This is a genomic window from Peribacillus faecalis (genome assembly GCF_014712675.1).
GTDB lineage: Bacteria > Bacillota > Bacilli > Bacillales > DSM-1321 > Bacillus_AD > Bacillus_AD faecalis.
This window is the reverse complement of the sequence record NZ_JACXSI010000009.1, coordinates 14,154-34,145: the sequence shown is the minus strand read 5'-3', so window position 1 is coordinate 34,145 and position 19,992 is coordinate 14,154. Positions and strand designations below refer to the sequence as shown.

Here is a 19,992-nt window from a genome sequence, read left to right as displayed (position 1 = left end):
TTTGAGTCCTACTCTTACCGTTTTTACTCCAACATATAATAGAGCTTATTCCTTACACCTCTGTTACGAAAGTCTTCTCAGACAAACATCAAAAGAATTTAAATGGTTGATTATAGATGATGGATCAACAGATACAACAAAACAACTAGTAGAAAAATGGGTGACAGAAGCTCCTTTTGAAATCGAATATGTCTACCAAGAGAATCAAGGAATGCATGGAGCCCATAATACAGCATATGAACATATAAATACGGAACTAAATGTATGTATAGATTCAGATGATTATATGGCGGATGATGCTGTAGAAAAGATTGTTCGTTTTTGGAGAAAATACGGAAGCGAAAAGTATAGTGGTATTGTTGCTTTAGATGCAACGACAGACAATCAAATTTTAGGGTCTAGATTACCAGAAGAAATAACTTCATCGACTTTATTTGATTTATATCAAAAGCAAGGAGTTACCGGTGATAAAAAACTCATATATCGCACGGAATTAACAAAACAGTATCCTTATCCTTTGTTCGAAAACGAGAAATATGTCGGTCTCACTTATAAGTATTTCAAAATTGATCAGCAATATGAACTGCTAGTAATGAATGAAATAGTTTGCTATGTTGAATATTTGCCAGATGGCTCATCACTTAACATGTACAAACAATATCGAAACAACCCACAAGGTTTTTCTTTTTTCAGAAAAGAGCTCATGAAACTTCCATTCGGAAGTACTATTTATAAGTTTCGTCAGGCTATACATTATGTTTCTAGTAGCTTAATGATGAAAAATAAACGGTTAGTTAAAGATAGTCCAAAAAAACTACTTACACTCTATGCTTTACCGTTTGGATATATTTTATTCCTACTTATATTATATAAAACGAAAACAGAAAAAATTGTTGCTACAGTACAACAAGGTGAGAGAAAGGGTTTTAATCAGTGACCATTTTATGGATCAATCTTGCACTTGTTTTTATATTTTCGATTTTAAGTAGACTATTTGCTAAACCAGCTTATCTAGATAATGGAATTAATACGAATTATCCTAAACCAAATAAGCTTCTTGTATTTCTTGTTATGGCAACTTTAGTAATTGTTTCTGGGTTACAAACAAATATTGGTGATACGCCGCTATATGCTCATTCCTTTAAAACACAAGAGTTTAACTGGGAAAAGGTTAAAGAAGGTAAGGATATTGGATTTGGTATTTATCAAATGATCCTTCAAAACTTTACTGACAAGCCACAATATTTAATTTTTATTACAGCAATGGTCACAAATATATTGATTATAGCTGTTTTTTACAATTATTCTAAATTTTTCGAGTTAAGTACTTTCGTTTATATTACGGGCGGTACACATGTTGTTTCAATGAATGGTTTACGTCAAGTAATGGCAGCAGCTATTTGTTTTATAGCGATTAAATATTTACTAAAAGGGAACTTTGTAAAATATGCTTTAATTATTTTATTTGCATCGACATTCCATTTTAGCGCACTTATTTTATTGCCAATGTATTTCCTGACGCGCGTTAAGGCTTGGTCAAAGTTCACCATTTTCAGTTTAGTAGTATCTATATTAATTGTAATAGGCTTTGAACAGTTTACATCAATCCTATTTTCAGCGATTGAAGATACTCAATATAGCGAGTATTCATCTTTTGATGAAGGAGGAGCTAATATAATCCGTGTAGTTGTTAGTTCAGCACCACTTATCTTAGCGTATTTAGGGAGAGATAAATTAAGAGAAGTTTTCCCTAACGTCGATTATATTGTCAATATGTCACTATTTGGATTGATTTTTATGATCATTTCAACTCAAAACTGGATATTTGCCCGAGTATCAATTTATTTTAATCTATTCCAATTAGTATTAATCTCATGGATCTTAGTGATTTTTGCGAGAAAAGATCAAAAATTCATTTATTATTGTATGCTAATCTTTTATTTTGCCTATTATTATTACGAAACTGTCATTAGTTTAAACCTTTATTACCGAAGTCCTATTTTAGAGAATCTTATATAAGGAAGGTGAGTGTTCTGTGATATTAGTAACTGGAGGAGCTGGATATATAGGGTCACATACATGTGTCGAACTTTTAAATGCCGGCTATGAATTGGTGATTGTAGATAATCTTTCGAATAGTAAAAAAGAAGCTTTAAACCGTGTACAAATGATTACAGGGAAAAGCTTCTTTTTTTATGAAATAGATTTGTGTAATAAAGAGGATTTGGAAATGGTTTTTTACAAACATCAAATAGATGCGGTCATTCATTTTGCAGGTCTTAAGGCAGTTGGAGAATCTGTTGCAAAGCCTTTGAAATATTTCAAAACCAATTTGCAGAGTACGATTAATTTATGTGAAGTCATGCAAAAAAATAATGTAAAAAAGTTAATTTTCAGTTCCTCAGCAACAGTGTATGGAATGCCTGAGAAGGTACCAATTTTTGAAGACTTCCCTTTAAATGTGACTAATCCATACGGAAGAACGAAACTAATAATAGAAGAGATATTACATGATATCCATTTTTCAGATCCAAAATGGAGCATATCCATTTTGCGGTATTTTAATCCAATAGGTGCTCACGAAAGTGGTCTGATTGGAGAAGATCCAAACGGAATCCCGAATAACTTAATGCCGTATATAACAAAAGTGGCAATTGGAGAATTGCCAGAACTTCAAGTGTTTGGAAACCAATATCCAACTAAAGATGGAACTGGTGTTAGAGACTACATCCATGTTGTAGATTTGGCTATCGGTCATCTGAAAGCACTAGAGCATTCACCTTTAGAAGAAGTTTCTATTTATAACCTCGGAACAGGAAAAGGGTACAGCGTGTTAGAAATTGTTCAAGCTTTTGAAAAAGCAACCGGTGTTGATATTCCTTATAACATTGTTAATTCAAGACCCGGCGACGCAGCCATTTGTTTTGCAAATGCATCAAAAGCTAATAAGGAATTAGGATGGTATGCTGATAAGACAATAACTCAAATGTGTAAAGATGCCTGGAAATGGCAAAGCAGTAATCCGAATGGATATATAGCAGAGCATACCTCCATTCAATCATAAAGAATATTTTATCCAAAGTTAAAGGTGAGATTATGAAAGAAACTAGTTATTTAGATGAAGTCATTTTAAAAAAAATCCTTACTTATGCTTGTAATATAGAATCGGAGAACATAAATGCGAAGGATTTAGTTGAAGAAATAAAACAGCAAATCATATTAGCAATGAAAAATAAGTGATAAGGATGGATATGGAGAAATGAAAAGATTTTTTGATTTATTAGTGTCCACTTTATTATTTATAATTTTTATGCCGGTTATGTGTATACTTGCTATCTTAATAAAAATTAAGATTGGTACCCCGATTCTCTTTATTCAAGAGCGTCCAGGCCTACATGGAAAACCTTTTAAATTTTATAAATTTAGAACAATGAATAATAAAAAAGATGAAAACGGACAATTGTTGCCTGATGCTGATCGACTTGAACATTTCGGGAAATTATTGAGGAGTTACAGCTTAGATGAATTACCGCAATTATGGAATGTAATACGCGGGGATATCAGTTTAGTAGGTCCGCGACCATTATTATTAGAATATTTACCTTTATATACTAAAGAACAAGCAAAGAGGCATAAAGTAAAGCCGGGTATTACAGGATGGGCACAAATTAACGGAAGAAATTCAATAACCTGGGAAGAAAAACTAGCTTTGGACAGTTGGTATGCTTCAAATCGGACTTTTTGGTTAGATATGAGAATTTTGTTTGTGACGATTAAGAAAGTAATTCAATCAGAGGGAATTACGCAATCCAATCATGTGACTGTTGAAAAATTTATAGGTTCTCAGAAAAAAGAAGGTATGTAATGGAGAAAATTATACTTATAGGCAATGGCGGTCATTCGAGGGTTATTAGAGATTTGGTTTTAGCGAATAAGAAGTTTGAATTATTTGCTGTTTTAGACGATCAGTTCACGAAAGTTGTTAAAAGTGACATATTGTATGCTCCCATTTCTTATATAAAAGAACTTGAGCAAAGCTATGAGTTTAAAATTATACTTGCTATTGGAAATAATAAGATAAGAAAAAAGATAGTTACAGAACTAAAAATCCCGTCCGATAAATATGCATCATTGCTCCATCCTTCGGCCGTAATTAGCCCTAGTGTGAAAATAGGTTATGGCACAGTCATTATGCCTAAAGTGGTAATTAACGCTAATACAGTTATCGGAAATCACGTTATCATAAATTCATCTGCTGTGGTGGAACATGATAATGTAATAGAAGATTTTGCACATATTGCACCAAATGCCACGTTAACGGGATTAGTGAAAGTTGGAGAAGGAACACAGATAAGTGCAGCTGCTTCGGTAATACCAGGGATTGCAATAGGAGAATGGTGTATGATCGGAGCTGGTTCAACAATTATTCATAATATACCTTCTTACTCTAAAGCTGTCGGAAGTCCGGCAAAAGTAATAGAAAAAGTTTGGTGAAGGGAGTTAACATAATGAAGAAGAAAATCCTCCTTTCCCCTCCTCATATGAGCGGAGAAGAGATCGAATACATTAAAGAAGCATTCGCTTCTAACTGGATTGCACCTCTTGGTCCGAATGTAGAAGCATTTGAAAAGGAATTAGCGAGTTATGTTGGGGCTAATGATGCAATAGCTGTCAGTTCGGGTACAGCTGCGATTCATTTAGCTCTTTCTTTATTGGATGTAAAAAAAGATGATATTGTCTTCTGTTCAACACTTACCTTTGTTGCTTCAGCAAATCCAATTTTATATTTAGGTGCAGAACCAGTATTTATTGACTCAGAACCAGACACTTGGAATATGTCTCCGTTAGCTCTTGAGAGAGCCCTTAAAGATGCAGCATCTGATGGCAAATTACCTAAAGCGGTTATTGTCGTGAATTTATATGGACAGCCGGCGAAAATGGACGAAATTTGTGAGCTATGCAAACTTTATAACGTTCCCATAATCGAAGATGCCGCGGAATCATTAGGATCTACTTATAAAGGACAGGCAAGCGGGACATTCGGAAAATTTGGTGTTTATTCTTTTAATGGAAATAAAATAATTACTACATCTGGAGGTGGGATGCTTGTATCTAATGATAGTGAAGCAATAAAGAACGCACGCTTTCTAGCTGCACAAGCTAAAGATCCGGCACCTTACTATCAGCATAGTAAACTTGGATACAATTATAGAATGAGTAATATTTTAGCTGCTGTTGGCCGTAGTCAATTAAAAGTATTGCATCAGCGGGTAGAAACAAGAAGAAATATTTTTAATTCATATTATAGCTTTTTAGCAGAATTACAAGGAATTAATTTTATGCCTGAATTAGAACATACACAATCAAATCGGTGGTTAACAGCTTTAACGATTTCAGAAAATATATCACCAATGACCGTATCAGCTCTTTTAGAAGTTTTGGAAGCAGCGAATATTGAAGCAAGACATGTATGGAAACCACTTCATATGCAGCCCCTTTTCAAAGACAGTACATATTATCCTCATGATGAAAATGAGCATGTAGCAGAAAAACTATTCAAAACAGGACTATGTTTACCATCAGGTTCAAATCTTACAACCGCAGAACAATTACTAATTATTTCTACGATAACTAAAGCATTTAAATACGATACAAATTTCGTAACAAAATAAATTTCAATGTTAATGAAGAGGGACTTTATATGATAGGGAAAAAAATTTCAGAAATTCGGAAAGACAGAGGATTTACTCTCTCGGAATTAGCTGGAAGGTCAAACATATCAAAATCTTATTTGAGCAATATAGAAAGAGACCTAAATCAAAATCCTTCTGTTGAAGTTATTATAAAACTTGCAAATGTATTACAAGTAGAAATTGATACAATATTAAGTCCTATCTTAAAACAAGATGATTCGCAAATACTTGAAAAAGAGTGGATAGATTTCATTAAAGAGTTAAAGAAATCTGGAATACAAAAAGAACAACTGCATCATTATAAAACTCTTATTGAATTCATTCAGTGGCAGAATCATCTTTCTAATTGTAATAAAAAGGAGTAGGAAAAGTGAAAGAAAGTATTCCTAAAATCATCCACTACTGTTGGTTTGGAAAAAAGGAAAAGCCAGAACTCATTAAGCGTTGTATTAAGAGCTGGCGAGAAGTACTAGTTGATTATGAAATTAAAGAGTGGAATGAAGATAACTTCGATCTATCCATTAACAATTATGTAAAAGAAGCATACAAAACGGGAAAATATGCTTTTGTTAGCGATTATGTAAGGGTTCATTCATTGTACCAGTACGGGGGCATATATTTAGATACTGATGTGGAAGTATTCAAATCTTTTGATGATTTACTCCATCATGATTCCTTTTGGGGCTTTGAACAGGCAAATTATATAGCAACAAGCACTATAGGTGCAAAAAAACAGCATCCATTCATCAAAACTTTTGTAGATAGTTATAAAAATCTCGATTTTATTCAATCAGATGGTCAATTAAATGAAAAAACAAATGTAGCAATAGTTACAGAACTGTTAGAAAAAAAGGGGCTTAAGAGAAGCGGCACATATCAAGAAATAAAAGGATGTGGCGCTTTTTTTTCCCAAGATTACTTTTCACCTTATGATTATATTAATTGCTATACAATGAAAACAAAAAACACTTATGCTATGCATCATTTTTATAAGAGTTGGATGCCATTGAAAACTAGAATGAAAGGAAAAGTTAAAAAGCTGGCAGCCAAAGTAATAGGTGGGAGTAATATAGCTAGAATAAGATCGACTTTTTCTAGAGGAGAGAATATATAAATGAAATCCGTACTAATAGCATCATTCGATATGGAAATAGGCGGTGTTGAGCGAAGTTTAATTAGTTTGTTAAATAATTTTGATTATGCAAACTATACTGTGGATTTAATGTTGTACAAACACCAGGGAGATTTTATGAATTTACTCTCTGATAAAATAACTTTATTAGAGGAAATAACTCAATACACTACATTTAGGAAATCCATAGCGGAAGTCTTGAAAACTAAACAATATCCTATTGCTATTTCAAGAGTAATTTCTAAAATAATGGCTGATATAAAAGGAAGGGTTAATAAAATAGCAGAACCTGGTTACTATCAGATGCAACTTATGTGGAAATTTGCACTACCGATTCTTCCTGATTTAAATAAAGAATACGATGTAGCGATAAGTTATTTATGGCCGCATTATTTTGTTGCAGAAAAGGTAAAAGCTAAAAAGAAAATAGCATGGATACATACTGATTATTCAGCAATTGAAGTAGATGAAAAATCAGATGTGAAAATCTGGAACAAATTTGATTTTATCATTGCGGTCTCAGAAGCTTCAAAACAATCCTTTTTAAAAAAATATGGTGAATTAGAGAAGAAAGTAGTCGTAATTGAAAATTTAACATCACCAAATTTAATTAAAAATTTGGCTACTGAAAAAATAGACAATCCTATGTTTCTAGATACTAGATTTAAAATAATTACTGTAGCCAGACTATCTCATGCAAAGGGAATTGATCAAGCCATTAAAGCTTTAAAAATATTGAAGGATAGAGGTTTTAATAATATAGCATGGTATATTTTAGGTTATGGTGGCGAGGAATCAATCCTAAAGGAATTAGTAAAACAATATAATTTAGAAAATAATTTTATATTTCTAGGGAAACACATAAATCCTTATCCATTTATGTTAAATGCAGATTTGTATATTCAACCATCTAGGTATGAAGGGAAAGCAGTAACTGTAATCGAAGCACAAATTTTAAATAAACCAGTAGTGATAACAGATTACTCTACAGCAAACAGTCAAATTAATGATGGATACGATGGTGTTATTTGCAATATGTCTCCTGAAGGAATTGCTAATGAAATAGAAAAGTTATACCAAGATCTAAATTTAAGAAAGAAATTAGAGTTTAATTGTAAGAAATCTAATTATGCTAATTATAATCAATTACAGTTATTGTATCGATTGTTTAGCGATAATAACGATAAAAAGGAAGCCGCGGGGTTATGAGTGTTAAAGTTAGCGTCATTATACCTGTATACAATGCAGAAAAGTATATTCGTGAATGCATAGAATCACTTTTGAATCAAACTTTACAGCAATGTGAATTTATATTTATAAATGATGGATCAGCTGATAATAGTGAACAAATTATTAATGAGTATAAAAAAATAGATAATAGAATAATACTGATAAATCAAGAAAATAGTGGAGTAAGTACGACACGTAATGCTGGATTACACAGGGCTTCCGGCGAGTATATTGGCTTTGTTGATGCAGATGACTTTGTAGAAGTAGATATGTATGAACAATTATATACGAAAGCGAAAGAATATAATTGTGATGTTGTTTTTTGTAATTATGAAAGTGAAATAGACGGACATAAGCTTATTACAGATTATACTTTTCCGAAAAACAATCTTTTAGACGTAGATTTTATTAATCATACAATACTTCCCTACTTCATAAAGGAAGAGAATTTGAACACAGTTTGTAATAAGATATTTAAAAATAAAATAATACAAGAAAAGAATATTACCTTCCCGCGGAACATGGACTTAGGAGAAGATGGAATGTTTAATATTTCTTTTTTTTATACTGCTAAAAATACAATCTATCTTGATTATACTGGGTATTACTATAGAGAAGTAGCTGGTAGTGCAACTAGAAATATTCTTAAAAAAAACTACTTCCAGCAATCATTAAATGTATATAATATGGAACTCCCTGATCAAATCCAAAATAAAATTGGTATTCATACTATAAAGCAATTTAAATCAATCAAGCTGATTAAAAGTACCATAGCTTATATTCATATATATTTTCAACCATCTAAAGAAGTATCCTTCCTTAAAAGATACTTATTTATAAAGAAAATGATAAGTGATAAAAGTGTTCAAGAATCATTATCTTATTATTATATAGAAAATCAAAGTGGATTAGTCAGTTATGAGAGAGCACTTATTTATGCGATAAGAAAAAGACTTACTATAATTCTATACCTGATTACAGCGTATAGTCGTGCTAGAAATAAAGAAAAGTAAGGAGTATATGTATGAAAGTAATGATGTTTGCCCATAATGGCAGCTTAAATAGAGGATGTGAAGCAATTGTTAGATCATCCAGCACAATTATAAAAGAAAAAATAAAAACTTCAAAAGTATATTTAGTATCTGGAAAACCTGCTACTGATACCTTTTTGTTGAATCTAGATGGGATTTATGATGGATCAAAAACACCTTTAAGAAAATATTCTATTAATTGGTTTTTGTCCGCAATTCAATTGAAATTAATGCAAAAGGAATCTTTTGCATTAGGACATATAGAGAAGAACATAATTAAACATATAAAAGATGTGGATATCTTTTTATCTATTGGTGGAGACAATTATTGCTATGGAGAGCAGCCAGGAATGTACGAAATAGATAGAAGAATAAAAGAACAAGGAAAAAAATTAGTATTGTGGGCTTGTTCCATTGGTGAAGAGGACTTGTCTCCGAAGAAGTTAGAAGATTTAAAACTGTTTGATTTAATTTTAGCACGAGAAACACTTACTTACACATTGTTAAAAGATAATGGGCTTACTAATGTAAAGTTATGTGCAGATCCTGCTTTTACGATGGAAAAAACGGAACTACCTTTACCTCCAATTTGGAAAGAAGGGCATGTGGTTGGACTTAATTTCAGCCCGTTAATTGATGAAAAGAATAAAGATGCTAAATCATCTGTAAGAATGTTAATTCAACATATTTTAGATACGACAAATCTTACAATTGCATTAACTCCACATGTAATCGAAGAAGGAAATAATGATTATCTTATACTTAATAGCTTTTATGAAGAGTTCAAAAATACAAACAGAATAATAATATTACCAGACAATTTAAAAGCTACAGAATACAAGGGTTATATTGCTAGAATGAAATTCTTTATAGGAGCAAGAACTCATGCAACGATTGCGGCCTATTCAACGAATGTACCTACTATGGTATTAGGCTATAGTGTTAAATCAAAAGGAATTGCCAAAGATCTATTCGGCGAGGAGAAATTTGTGTTAGGGGTTAATGAAATATCAGATTATAAGAAACTTATACAATGCTTTGAGCAGATGGTTGAAGAAGAAGCAGCAATTAAAAATCATTTGCAACAAAAAATACCTGTCATACAAAAACTTTCGTATAAAGCAGTAGATTATATAAAAGAGTTAACTTGATTATTATGAGGTGTGAAAATGAAAAAAAAGCTCTTATTTGTCATGCCTAGTTTAACTTCTGGTGGGGGAGAAAAAAGTTTAACAAACTTACTGTTACAAATAGATTATGAAGTATATGAAGTAGATTTATTATTATTTAATAAATCAGGTTTGTTTTTAAACTTAATCCCAAAAGAAGTTAATATTATAGAAATACCTTATGATAATAAGATTTTCACCAGATTTATTATTAAATCTATAAAACAATTTTTAAAAGAAGGAAAAATGTTGTTAGTTTATTCAAGATTAATGTTTTCTTTGTTCAATATTATATCCAAGACTAATAAGGAGCAAAAAACATGGAGATATGTTAGTAATTCATTTGTACAATTAAAAAAAGAGTATGATATTGCTATAGGTTTTCTTGAAAAATCACCAATCTATTTCATTGTTGATAAAGTAATTGCAAAGAAAAAAATTGGATGGATACATACAAATTACGGGAATTCTGACATGGATTATAGGTTTGATGCTTCCTATTTTAACAAGTTAGACTATCTTGTTACCGTCTCAAACGAATGTGCTCATTCTTTAATGACAACATTTCCCGATTTAAAAGATAGAATAAAAATAATAGAAAATATAGTATCTCCACAAACTGTAGAGGAACTATCACATAAAAGTGGAAATGACATTTCAACTCAAGAAAAAAATTATATTAAACTGATAACAGTAGCCCGGCTAAGTTATGAGAAAGGCATTGATTTAGCGATTAATGCCTGTAAGCTTCTTGTAAATCAAGGATATCAAATTAGTTGGCAGATTATAGGTGAAGGTACTGAAAGAGAAAATTTAGAGCAATTAATTAAGAGAAATGGATTGACAAATATTTTTATACTTTTGGGAACAAAAGCTAATCCCTATCCATACATAAAAAATGCGGATATCTATGTTCAACCATCCAGGTATGAAGGTAAATCTATAGCTATTGATGAAGCAAAGATATTACATAAGCCTATTGTCGTAACAAATTATCCTACTGTTAAAGATCAAATTAGTGATAAGAAAAATGGATTAATTGTTAATCAAGATCCTAATTCGATATGTGGTGGAATTGCTACATTAATTCATGATAAGCAATTGAAATGTAACATCATCAGCAACCTTTCAAAAGAAAATTTAAGTACTGAAAAAGAAATTGAAAAATTTTATGCTCTTATCGAGGATGTGTCCAATGCATGAAAAAAAGCGTATTATTTATCATGAACAATTTAAATTGTGGAGGCGCTGAAAAAGCACTAATCTCGTTACTGGAGGTTTTAGATTATAACCGATTTGATGTTGATTTATTACTATTTAATAAGGAAGGAATATTCCTTACTAATGTTCCCAATCAAGTCACCATAATGAAGGAACCTCCTGAATATGCATATTTCGATATGCCAATAAAAAAAGCAGTATTAAATTCTCTTAAAATAAGAAGAGTTGATATTGCTTTTAATCGAATTATGGCTGGTTTCATTTACAAAACCGAAAAGAATCCTATACGATGTCAACAAAGAGTATGGAAATACCTCTCAAGATCTTTTGGGAAAATCAATAAAAAATATGACATTGCAATCGGTTATTTGGAGAAAAATCCTCTTTATTATTGTGTAGACCAAGTGAGTGCTACTAAAAAAATTGGCTTTATTCATAATGATTATGAAAAGTTGGGACTTGATTCGAATATTGATAAAAAGTATTTTCAAAAATTAGATCACATTGTTACAGTGTCTGAACAATGCAGCGAAGTGCTTAAACGGAACTTTCCCATTTTTGAGAAAAGAGTTAAAGTAATGCATAATATCGTTTCTCCCCAAACAATAATTAAATTGGCTCAGGACGATATTAAATTAAATACTTCTGGCATCAAAATTGTTTCCATAGGAAGATTACATTTTCAAAAAGGTTATGAAATGGCCATTGAAGCATGTAAAAAACTTATCAGTCAAAATTATCCGATTAAATGGTTTGTTATTGGAGAAGGTGAAGAAAGAAAAGAATTAGAATTACTAATCGATAAACATAATTTAAATGATCATTTTTTCTTATTAGGTATGAAAGAAAATCCATATCCTTATATTAAAAATGCAGATATCTATGTCCAATGTTCCAGATTTGAAGGTAAATCTATTGCGATCGACGAAGCGAAGATTTTAAACAAGCCGATTGTTGTTACAAATTTCAGTACAGTATCAGATCAAATTATAAATAATCAAACCGGAATAATAGTAGAAATGGATGCAGATGCAATTGCTAAAGGCATTCAATTATTAATTGATGATTTAAACTTGAGAACAAAATTGACAAATCATTTAGCCAAGGAAAAGCTTGGTACGGAATCAGAAATTCACAAGCTATATCAGATGTTTAATGCAGGATAAACGAAAGGAACAAAGGAATGCTTATACTAATACCGATTTTTGTAATTCTACTATTAGTAATAGGAATTATTTTAATTGATCTTACCCCAATAATGTCAGATTGGTTCAAGCGAATTCATATTGGGAAATTTTCGAACTACTCTGCATGGAATGAAAAGATTACAATTAAAGCAATTAAATGGTTAAATCATACACCTAAAATTAAAGTGACGGATAATACAAGGCTAATATTTATAGATATATTAAGAGGGAATTATTCAAAAAGTTCTATCCAGCATTGGCAAGAGGCAGCATTAATATTGGGTTTGATTGAATATATGAAAAATTCGAAGGAGAATCATATTGAAAAAGAAATGACAAATTTCTTAAATAACAAATTTGATAAAAATGGACAATGGAAGCAAAAACCAATACATGTAGATGTGGGCATTTTAGCATATGCAATTATGAAAATGGATTTTATCGAAGTGAATCGATATAAACAAGCTTTAAATTATACTTGGGATCTAATAAAAGAGCATATAGGATCGGACGGTACAGTAGGATATAGAAAATCTATGCAGAGCTACAGATATGTAGACACGATAGGTTTTATATGTCCTTTTTTAGTGGCTTATGGTAAAAAGTACAATAAACCAGAATGTATAGAGTTAGCAATAAACCAGATTCAAGAATATGTGAAATTCGGAATGCTGGATGAACATTTCATTCCTTGTCATGCGTACCAAGTCGAAAATAAATTACCACTTGGAATATACGGATGGGGTAGAGGAATCGGATGGCTTTCCATAGGTTTAATTGATACTTGGAATGAACTTAGTAATCATTCTTCGTATAAAAATGATTTAGAAAAAATAATTATAAAATTAGCTAAATCAGTCATCTTTTTTCAACAATCGAATGGCAGCTGGAATTGGACTGTAATAAGAGAAGAAACTAGATCGGACTCTTCAACAACGGCAATATTAGCATGGTTTTTACTCAACTCATCAAAAATAAAAGAGATTAATAAAGAATGTCTTGAAAGTACAAATAGAGCTACAAATTATTTGATGAGCGTCACAAGAAAAGATGGATCTATTGATTTTTCACAAGGAGATACAAAAGATATCGGCGTATATTCGCAACTATATAATATATTACCATTTACACAAGGATTTTGTATAAGGACAGTTAATGCACAGTCTAACATAAGGAGCTGAAGTATTTGTTTAAAAAGGTTTTTAACTATTTTAGAGCTAGAGGAAGAAAATTCATACTGGAGGAACAATGGTTAGAGGATTATATCAAAATGGGATTGAAAATAGGGGAAAATTGCTAGCAACATTATCTAAGTATAATGATAATACAAATAAACAATTTAATAATAGTTCAACAAAAATATATGATAGTAATTTCACTACAAATGGTAAAATATCTGAAACTAAGAAAGAACAAATGAGGAAGGATTTAACTGATTTGAAGGGTTTTATTTTATAGAATCATTCATTTTTCTATTTTGCAAAAGGAAAAATGCAAGGAGAAAAACATGAGAACTCGTAATTCAATTTTAAATATAACCGCAGGATTAGCTAATCAATTCATAATCACTATGTTAAGTTTTATTTCCAGGACCGTTTTTATTAGCAGTCTTGGCATAGAATATCTGGGTATAAATGCGCTATTAGCCAATATATTAGGTATATTAGCTTTAGCAGAGGCAGGTATCGGATCAAGTATCGTTTATAGTCTGTATAAGCCAGTAGCCGAAAATAACCAAACAAAAATAGTTGTATTAATGAAATTTTATCGTAATGCATACTTAGTTATAGCTTTAATTGTACTGGCGTTAGGATTACTATTTTTACCTTTTTTAAGTGTATTCATAAAGGAAACTGATGTGGAGAATATTCACTTTATTTATCTTATATTTTTAATGAATACAGTATTACCTTATTTATTTATTCATAAAAATAATTTTTTAAACGTTTGTCAAAAAGGATATATAGTAACTGCCATTTTTACTGTATCTTCAATTATAACTATGTGCTTAAAGATTGCTATTCTATATTTTACTCAAAACTACATTTTATTTTTGGTAATTGAGAGTATTACTATTCTCTTAACATCTATTATATTGGCTCATATTGTTAATAAGATGTACCCTTATCTGAAAAATAAATCTGCAGGGAAATTAGACAAAGAAACAAAGTTAAATATACAAAAAAACGTTAAAGCTATTGTTTTACAAAATTTCGGGAACTACCTTGTGCTCGGTACCGACAATATTATTATTTCTTCATTCATAAGTGTAACGGCAGTTGGTTTATATGCGAATTACAATATGCTAATTGAAATTTGCAGAAATTTCATGTATCAAATATCGAACAATATCTATCATAGTATAGGTAATTTAGTAGCCAAAGAAGATTCAGAGAAAATTTATAATATTTATAAAGTATATAGATTATTAAATTTCTGGCTATATTCTTTTGCTGCCATTTCATTACTTGTTTTGATTAATCCATTTATTACTTTATGGATTGGTTCTGAGTTTTTAATGGAAATGAGTGTTTTGCTTATTTTAGTTCTGTTATTTTTTGAAAGAGGTATGCGTAATCCTGTTGCCACAATTAAAACAACAGGGGGGATTTTTCATGCAGATCGTTACATACCTTTATTCCAAGCAGTCATTAATCTCATTATATCCATTGTTCTTGTTCAACACTTAGGAATTATAGGTGTTTTCCTTGGAACTTTAATAAGTACACTAGTGGGTCCATTCTGGTCAACCCCTTATTTAGTTTATAAAGATATATTTAAAAAGCCTGTATATATATACTATTCAAATTACGTAGTATTTTGTTTGCTTGCAATAGGGACATACATGATTACTAGTTATTTATGTAGTTTTTATGTTCAAGTGACTTTCTTAAATTTATTAATAAAAGTATTTGTATGCTTGACAGTACCAAATATAATTTACTTAATTATTTTCTATAAATCGGAAGAGTTTAAGTATATGAGAAATACAGCTGTATTATTAATTAGAGAAAAATTCAGGGTTAATAAAAAGATCCGCATTTAATTCAACCTCCATTCTAAAAGGCTAAATCTGGAAGGTTGAATGCATGTTAACATTATTCCTTAAAATCTTAAATCATATATAAACTATCAACCAATTATTTAAAAGAACATAGATATAAATGAAGTTACTAAACTTAATCTCAAGGAGGAACTGAATGGAATTTAGTAAAAAAGATATGAAGATTCTTCAAGGGGTAGCAATATTATTCATGTTAGCTCTTCATTTATTTGCTAGAAAAGAAATAAACGGACTGTATGAAATATTCCCAGAAATAAATGGTGTTCCGTTAGTTTATTATTTAGCTTTATTTGGAGATGCATGTGTACCTATATATTTATTTGTAAGCGGCTATGGTCTTTATGTTAGTTTGAGAAAAGAAAAAGGATCTGTTATCAAAAAGAATATGTATAGAATACTAAAATTGCTTATCAATTTTTGGATAATCTTATTTACGTTTATGATAGTAGCATTTTTTCTTGGCAAATATTCTGAGGCATTCTCAGGTGGTATTACATCTTTTCTATTGAATTTCTTACTGTTCTCAAACTCTTTTAACGGTGCATGGTGGTATGTTCAAACCTATGTAATTCTTATTATTCTTACACCATTTCTTATGAAAACTGTTAAGAATCACTCTACTCTTCTTGTGTTCTTTGTTGCAGGAGTTATTTATTTTTTTAGTTATTTGCAAAGGATAAAACAATTCATAGATATTGGTGATAATTTTATGTTAGTGACAATAGTGAATGCAATTGTGTTAGTTGGTACGTCACAATTTGCTTTTGTTGTAGGAATGATTTTTGCTAAGGATCATATTTATACAAAACTTCATAAGCAATTTTATCAAGTAAGGTTTAAAAATTTGGCTTGTATGTTAGGAATCTTCTTACTTGTATTTATACATGCACTATATGAATCAATGATAATAGCACCTATTACAGGTATTCTATTTATTTGTTTATTCAATTTGATGAATAAAAGCAATTGGTTACAAAAATCATTACGGTATATGGGGGATCATTCTACAAACATATGGCTTATACATATGTTTTTTTATATGTCTCTATTTCCAAATCTTATTTTTGCTCCAAAATATCCATTGTTAATATTTCTTAATTTAGTCTTCTTTAGTCTTCTTTCATCATATGTAATTAATACTATGTATAAACCAATAGTAAAAGTGATTGATAAGAAGCAACGTAAAATAGAAAATTCGTTTAAAGATAGAGTCTATAATCCACTAAAAACTGACTCAGCAAAGCTTTAGTATTCAGTTCAAATCAAAATGAGTCGAGATATTTATTGTTTGGGATTGCAAGTGGAAATAAAAGGGGAATGTGTAAATGAAGTAACAAGTAAAAATATTGTTGAAGAGATATTAGATGAAGAAGATATTCACTGAAAAAAATCACAATAATAAAAAAATAGTATCCTTCATGTAAATAAGTCTGAATATTAAGTAAGTAGGTGAAATTAATGAAAACTATTACAATACTAATTCCAGCATATAATGAAGAAGATGTATTACATTTATTATACAATCGGTTAATTGCTGTAATAAATAATCTAAATCATTATAATTTTGAGTTATTATTTGTTAATGATGGTAGTTCAGATAAAACCTTGAAGATTCTGCGCGTATTAAAACAGTCAGACAATCGAATTTCGTATCTCAATTTATCAAGAAACTTTGGAAAAGAAATTGCAATGGTAGCGGGAATTGACTTTGTAAGCAGTGATGCATTAATTATTATTGATGCTGATCTTCAAGATCCCCCAGAATTAATACCTCAAATGATAACGCATTGGGAAGAAGGATATAAGGATATATATGCAAAAAGAAACAATCGTTCCGGGGAAACATGGCTCAAAAAATGGACTGCTGAAAAATTTTATAAACTACTTCAGACTGTAACGAAAATACCTATTCAACAAAATACAGGTGACTTTCGTCTGCTTGATAGACAATGTATAGATGCATTGAAAAGTTTGAGAGAAACACAAAGATATACTAAGGGCTTGTTTAGCTGGATTGGCTTTGAAAAGAAAGAAATTTTATTTAATCGTGATCCAAGAGCAGCTGGTAAAACAAAGTGGAATTATTTTAAACTATTCGATTTAGCTATTGAAGGATTTACATCATTTACAACGATTCCTTTACGATTATCAACCATCTTTGGATTAATTACATCAATCGGTGCTTTTATATTCATGCTATGGGTGATTCTAAAAACATTCCTATTAGGTGAAGAGGTAGCAGGATACCCATCTTTGATGACAGTAATATTATTTTTAGGCGGAATTCAACTATTCACTATAGGTATTATAGGTGAATATCTAGGTAGAATATTTTTGGAAACAAAAAGAAGACCGTTATATTTCGTTTCTGAGTATAGTGGAAATCTAGAAAAAGAAGTATATGAAGATAAAGTAAAAAGTTCTTCTGTATTATTTGAGTGAAGAAGATGAATAAACTTATTCACTCAAAAGCTGCTCTATATGTATTATTCGGAATATTAACAACCATACTTAATATTGGTTGTTATTTTTTATTGTCAGAAATTTTAAGTTACAACTATATATTTTCAACTTCAACATCATGGATAGTATCAGTGCTTTTTGCCTTTTATACCAATAAAATTTACGTGTTTAAAAGTAAAGAGACCAAAGTTTCTGTTGTTTTAAAGGAGTTATATTTATTTTACTTTTTCCGCTTTTTTTCTTTTTTTGTTGAAACTATTAGTTTAATTTTTTTAATTGAAAGCTATCAATTTAACCATTTATTAGCTAAATTAGCAGTAACAATTTTTATAGTTATATGTAATTTCTTTTTCAGCAAACTAATTATTTTTAAATCTAGAAACACCGGTATCGGAGGCGTAAGCGATTGAGCATATATTTAATTAAATTTAAAAACTATATTCTTTTGTTATTACTTTTCTCATTCATGTTTATTTTTAACTTCTTAGCCCCAATGTTTGCAGATGACTATAATTATTCGTTTATGTGGGACAAATCTAAAAGAATAGAGAATTTCTCAGATATTATAAAATCACAATATATGCATTACATGGAATGGGGAGGTAGAACGGTTGCTCATACTTTTGGTCAAACGCTTTTACTAGCTGATAAGGTATTTCAAGCTGTATTAAATTCCCTAGTCTATGTGTTGTTAATTATCTTGATTTATTGGCACTCACAAAAAAAAGTATAAGTAAAAATTTTAACTTTATAGTTTTATTATTTATATCTTTTTTTTGCTGGGTTAGTATACCTAACTTTGGAGAAACAACAATTTGGATAATAGGATCAGTTAATTATCTGTGGACTACTGTTATAATACTACTTTTCTTATTGCCTTTCAGACTAAAATATTTTTCATCAGATACACTAAAGAATAGTAAATTATCTTTTATTGGCATGTTTTTATTAGGAATTCTTTGTGGTTGGACAAATGAAAATACTGCACTATCAACCATATTAGTTTCACTATTACTGTTGATTTATTTTTATAAAAATAAATTATTAACAAAATGGATGATATCAGGAGTAACAGGAACTATTATTGGATACCTATTCATGTTTTTTGCACCTGGTAATTTTTTAAGAAGTGGTTTGTTAGAAAACGATTCATTTCTTCTATATCATGTAAAAATCCCCATTATAGTGACGATGAAAATTATGTTTTATCAATCAATGATATGGATATTTCTTTTCATTCTCATTTATTTACTCATTAGTTTTTGCAAACAAAATAATATTAAGTTAGCTAGCCTATATATAGAATATAAGAAAGAACTAAATTTCTCGTTCGTATTTATTCTAATTAGCATTTTGAATAATCTGATCATGTTTGCTTCACCCTATTTTCCTGAAAGAGCTGGTTTTGCATCAACAATCTTTTTAATTATTGGTGTTATGAGTTTAGTACGAATAGAAATCATTCCTGTTAGGATTAATAAAATGAATAAGGTTATACCAGTTGTCATGAGTCTATATTTGTTAGTTACTATGGCTTTTGTAGTAATGAAATATTACCAGCTAAATAATGAGTATAGTGCTAGATTAGAATATATTAATAATAATGTAGCAAATGAAAATAAGGATATAATCCTTGAAAGATTCACCATGGATACAACTAGCTCAATAGATACCTTCTTTAACCATGTTTTTATAAGGGATGTAGGTGAGGATGCTAATCAATGGCCAAATACAATATTTGCACAATATTATCATTTAGATTCCGTTGTTATTAATAAAGAATATAAGGAGTAGCTCCCAGG

The 19,992-nt window shown here is 30.2% G+C and carries 21 protein-coding genes; all 21 read left to right on the top strand.

Annotation, left to right across the window (positions count from 1 at the left end):
* Position 1 precedes the first annotated feature (1 nt).
* The 21 genes from IEO70_RS04870 to IEO70_RS04770 all read left to right on the top strand — a co-directional run bounded on the left by IEO70_RS04870 (position 2) and on the right by IEO70_RS04770 (position 19,984).
* Complete coding sequence (locus tag IEO70_RS04870; protein ID WP_235973496.1) at positions 2 to 937, top strand: glycosyltransferase family 2 protein; 936 nt, start codon at positions 2 to 4, stop codon at positions 935 to 937.
* Positions 934 to 2,019, top strand: a complete 1,086-nt coding sequence (locus IEO70_RS04865) for an EpsG family protein (RefSeq protein WP_190997237.1) — start codon at positions 934 to 936, stop codon at positions 2,017 to 2,019. The genes IEO70_RS04870 and IEO70_RS04865 overlap by 4 nt, the downstream gene beginning before the upstream one ends.
* A 16-nt stretch (positions 2,020 to 2,035) precedes the next feature.
* Positions 2,036 to 3,064 carry a UDP-glucose 4-epimerase GalE gene (gene galE / locus IEO70_RS04860; protein WP_190997236.1) on the top strand — a complete coding sequence of 343 codons (1,029 nt, stop codon included), beginning with the start codon at positions 2,036 to 2,038 and terminating at the stop codon, positions 3,062 to 3,064.
* 195 nt (positions 3,065 to 3,259) lie between these two features.
* Complete coding sequence (locus IEO70_RS04855; RefSeq protein WP_190997235.1) at positions 3,260 to 3,865, top strand: sugar transferase; 606 nt, start codon at positions 3,260 to 3,262, stop codon at positions 3,863 to 3,865.
* On the top strand, positions 3,865 to 4,494 hold the full coding sequence (locus IEO70_RS04850; protein ID WP_190997234.1) for an acetyltransferase: 630 nt from the start codon (positions 3,865 to 3,867) through the stop codon (positions 4,492 to 4,494). Before IEO70_RS04855 ends, IEO70_RS04850 begins: the two co-directional genes overlap by 1 nt.
* A 14-nt stretch (positions 4,495 to 4,508) precedes the next feature.
* On the top strand, positions 4,509 to 5,672 hold the full coding sequence (locus IEO70_RS04845; protein ID WP_190997233.1) for a DegT/DnrJ/EryC1/StrS family aminotransferase: 1,164 nt from the start codon (positions 4,509 to 4,511) through the stop codon (positions 5,670 to 5,672).
* Between the two features lie 29 nt (positions 5,673 to 5,701).
* Positions 5,702 to 6,058, top strand: coding sequence for a helix-turn-helix domain-containing protein (locus IEO70_RS04840; protein WP_190997232.1), 357 nt, complete (start codon positions 5,702 to 5,704; stop codon positions 6,056 to 6,058).
* 5 nt (positions 6,059 to 6,063) lie between these two features.
* Positions 6,064 to 6,807, top strand: a complete 744-nt coding sequence (locus tag IEO70_RS04835; protein ID WP_190997231.1) for a glycosyltransferase family 32 protein — start codon at positions 6,064 to 6,066, stop codon at positions 6,805 to 6,807.
* Complete coding sequence (locus IEO70_RS04830) at positions 6,808 to 8,034, top strand: glycosyltransferase (protein ID WP_190997230.1); 1,227 nt, start codon at positions 6,808 to 6,810, stop codon at positions 8,032 to 8,034.
* Entirely contained in the window at positions 8,031 to 9,068 is a 1,038-nt protein-coding gene (locus tag IEO70_RS04825; RefSeq protein ID WP_190997229.1) for a glycosyltransferase family 2 protein, read from the top strand. The genes IEO70_RS04830 and IEO70_RS04825 overlap by 4 nt, the downstream gene beginning before the upstream one ends.
* Positions 9,069 to 9,079: 11 nt before the next feature.
* The gene (locus IEO70_RS04820) at positions 9,080 to 10,237 is read left to right on the top strand and encodes a polysaccharide pyruvyl transferase family protein (RefSeq protein WP_190997228.1); all 1,158 of its coding nucleotides are present in this window, start codon (positions 9,080 to 9,082) and stop codon (positions 10,235 to 10,237) included.
* 18 nt (positions 10,238 to 10,255) lie between these two features.
* Entirely contained in the window at positions 10,256 to 11,458 is a 1,203-nt protein-coding gene (locus IEO70_RS04815) for a glycosyltransferase (RefSeq protein WP_190997227.1), read from the top strand.
* Positions 11,455 to 12,642 (top strand): glycosyltransferase, encoded by a 1,188-nt coding sequence (locus IEO70_RS04810; RefSeq protein ID WP_190997226.1) that lies wholly within the window; start codon positions 11,455 to 11,457, stop codon positions 12,640 to 12,642. The genes IEO70_RS04815 and IEO70_RS04810 overlap by 4 nt, the downstream gene beginning before the upstream one ends.
* A gap of 17 nt (positions 12,643 to 12,659) precedes the next feature.
* Positions 12,660 to 13,844 (top strand): glycoside hydrolase family 88 protein, encoded by a 1,185-nt coding sequence (locus IEO70_RS04805; RefSeq protein ID WP_190997225.1) that lies wholly within the window; start codon positions 12,660 to 12,662, stop codon positions 13,842 to 13,844.
* 67 nt (positions 13,845 to 13,911) lie between these two features.
* Positions 13,912 to 14,121 (top strand): hypothetical protein, encoded by a 210-nt coding sequence (locus IEO70_RS04800; RefSeq protein ID WP_190997224.1) that lies wholly within the window; start codon positions 13,912 to 13,914, stop codon positions 14,119 to 14,121.
* A gap of 49 nt (positions 14,122 to 14,170) precedes the next feature.
* Positions 14,171 to 15,709, top strand: a complete 1,539-nt coding sequence (locus IEO70_RS04795; RefSeq protein WP_190997223.1) for a lipopolysaccharide biosynthesis protein — start codon at positions 14,171 to 14,173, stop codon at positions 15,707 to 15,709.
* Positions 15,710 to 15,863: 154 nt separating this feature from the next.
* A complete protein-coding gene (locus IEO70_RS04790; RefSeq protein ID WP_190997222.1) occupies positions 15,864 to 16,976 on the top strand; it encodes an acyltransferase family protein in 1,113 nt (370 codons plus the stop codon).
* A gap of 209 nt (positions 16,977 to 17,185) precedes the next feature.
* Positions 17,186 to 18,169 (top strand): glycosyltransferase family 2 protein, encoded by a 984-nt coding sequence (locus IEO70_RS04785; RefSeq protein WP_190997221.1) that lies wholly within the window; start codon positions 17,186 to 17,188, stop codon positions 18,167 to 18,169.
* Between the two features lie 5 nt (positions 18,170 to 18,174).
* Complete coding sequence (locus tag IEO70_RS04780; RefSeq protein WP_190997220.1) at positions 18,175 to 18,600, top strand: GtrA family protein; 426 nt, start codon at positions 18,175 to 18,177, stop codon at positions 18,598 to 18,600.
* Positions 18,597 to 18,923 (top strand): DUF6056 family protein, encoded by a 327-nt coding sequence (locus tag IEO70_RS04775; protein ID WP_190997219.1) that lies wholly within the window; start codon positions 18,597 to 18,599, stop codon positions 18,921 to 18,923. Before IEO70_RS04780 ends, IEO70_RS04775 begins: the two co-directional genes overlap by 4 nt.
* Positions 18,899 to 19,984, top strand: coding sequence for a DUF3329 domain-containing protein (locus IEO70_RS04770; RefSeq protein WP_190997218.1), 1,086 nt, complete (start codon positions 18,899 to 18,901; stop codon positions 19,982 to 19,984). Before IEO70_RS04775 ends, IEO70_RS04770 begins: the two co-directional genes overlap by 25 nt.
* Positions 19,985 to 19,992 lie beyond the last annotated feature (8 nt).

Bases quoted from the DNA above. Each gene is read 5' to 3' on its own strand.
- IEO70_RS04855 (WP_190997235.1), top strand. From the start codon at position 3,260: ATGAAAAGATTTTTTGATTTATTAGTGTCCACTTTATTATTTATAATT.
- IEO70_RS04850 (WP_190997234.1), top strand. From the start codon at position 3,865: ATGGAGAAAATTATACTTATAGGCAATGGCGGTCATTCGAGGGTTATT.
- IEO70_RS04845 (WP_190997233.1), top strand. From the start codon at position 4,509: ATGAAGAAGAAAATCCTCCTTTCCCCTCCTCATATGAGCGGAGAAGAG.
- IEO70_RS04840 (WP_190997232.1), top strand. From the start codon at position 5,702: ATGATAGGGAAAAAAATTTCAGAAATTCGGAAAGACAGAGGATTTACT.
- IEO70_RS04830 (WP_190997230.1), top strand. From the start codon at position 6,808: ATGAAATCCGTACTAATAGCATCATTCGATATGGAAATAGGCGGTGTT.
- IEO70_RS04825 (WP_190997229.1), top strand. From the start codon at position 8,031: ATGAGTGTTAAAGTTAGCGTCATTATACCTGTATACAATGCAGAAAAG.
- IEO70_RS04820 (WP_190997228.1), top strand. From the start codon at position 9,080: ATGAAAGTAATGATGTTTGCCCATAATGGCAGCTTAAATAGAGGATGT.
- IEO70_RS04815 (WP_190997227.1), top strand. From the start codon at position 10,256: ATGAAAAAAAAGCTCTTATTTGTCATGCCTAGTTTAACTTCTGGTGGG.
- IEO70_RS04810 (WP_190997226.1), top strand. From the start codon at position 11,455: ATGAAAAAAAGCGTATTATTTATCATGAACAATTTAAATTGTGGAGGC.
- IEO70_RS04805 (WP_190997225.1), top strand. From the start codon at position 12,660: ATGCTTATACTAATACCGATTTTTGTAATTCTACTATTAGTAATAGGA.
- IEO70_RS04800 (WP_190997224.1), top strand. From the start codon at position 13,912: ATGGTTAGAGGATTATATCAAAATGGGATTGAAAATAGGGGAAAATTG.
- IEO70_RS04795 (WP_190997223.1), top strand. From the start codon at position 14,171: ATGAGAACTCGTAATTCAATTTTAAATATAACCGCAGGATTAGCTAAT.
- IEO70_RS04790 (WP_190997222.1), top strand. From the start codon at position 15,864: ATGGAATTTAGTAAAAAAGATATGAAGATTCTTCAAGGGGTAGCAATA.
- IEO70_RS04785 (WP_190997221.1), top strand. From the start codon at position 17,186: ATGAAAACTATTACAATACTAATTCCAGCATATAATGAAGAAGATGTA.
- IEO70_RS04780 (WP_190997220.1), top strand. From the start codon at position 18,175: ATGAATAAACTTATTCACTCAAAAGCTGCTCTATATGTATTATTCGGA.